This is a genomic window from Vibrio sp. Vb0667 (assembly GCF_033391095.1).
Genome location: NZ_JAWPOL010000410.1, coordinates 1 through 1,032, shown reverse-complemented (window position 1 = coordinate 1,032; position 1,032 = coordinate 1). Strand labels below are relative to the sequence as shown.

The 1,032-nt window shown below is 49.6% G+C and carries 2 protein-coding genes; both read left to right on the top strand.

Features of this window, described 5'->3' with window-relative positions:
* Positions 1-361 (top strand): flagellar basal body P-ring protein FlgI (locus R8269_RS26280; RefSeq protein ID WP_318223047.1); only part of this gene is annotated, 361 nt, incomplete at its 5' end.
* A gap of 16 nt (positions 362-377) precedes the next feature.
* On the top strand, positions 378-1,032 hold a 655-nt coding region (flgJ, locus tag R8269_RS26275), incomplete at its 3' end, for a flagellar assembly peptidoglycan hydrolase FlgJ (protein ID WP_318223046.1).

The following is a 1,032-nucleotide window of genomic DNA, read 5'->3' as shown; positions in this document are numbered from 1 at the left end:
CCCAGCTGATGGCGCGGCGAAGATCATTGTTAACTCCCGTACTGGAACGATTGTCGTTGGCAAACACGTGCGTCTTAAGCCTGCGGCAGTGACGCATGGTGGCATGACTGTCGCCATCAAAGAAAATCTAAACGTTAGCCAACCAAACAGCTTCTCTGGCGGCCAAACGGTCGTGGTGCCCGATTCAGATATCGAAGTGACGGAAGAAAAAGGCAAGATGTTCAAATTCGAGCCGGGTTTAACGCTGGATGACCTCGTACGTGCGGTGAATGAAGTGGGCGCAGCACCTTCTGATTTGATGGCCATCTTACAAGCATTGAAACAAGCTGGTGCCATCGAAGGCCAGTTGATCATCATTTAATGGTTAGGAGGTTGCGATGATGAAGAATCCTAACGATATCGGTTTTATTCACGACATTAGCTCACTCGATAGCCTGCGTCAGAAAGCGGTGAAAGAGGGCAAAGATGGCGAGCAAGAAGCACTGCATGCGGCTGCTCGTCAGTTTGAGTCTATCTTTACATCCATGATGCTGAAGTCGATGCGCGAAGCGAACGAAGGCTTCGAGTCGAACATCATGAATAGCCAAAATGAGAAATTTTACCGCCAGATGCTTGATGAGCAGATGGCGAGTGAACTGAGCGCAAATGGCTCTATGGGCTTGGCAGATATGATAGTGGCACAGCTGACGGCTGGCCAAGGCAATGATAAGAGCGAAACGGCAATGCGCGATGCGGCAAACAGCGCCGTAGAATATCGTCGCGTGGACCCTAAAAAAGCGCGTGAAATTGAAAAGCGTTTGATTGAGTCCGGCGAACTTTCCCGTACCAGCCATACTCCCGCTAAGTTTGATTCGCCAGAATCTTTTGTGAACTCCATGAAGCCATACGCTGAAAAGGCGGCGAAAGCGTTGGGTGTAGAACCATCATTGCTTCTTGCTCAAGCAGCTCTGGAAACTGGCTGGGGACAAAAAGTGGTGCAAAATGCTCGTGGTAGCAGTAACAACTTGTTCAATATCAAAGCAGACAGAGGCT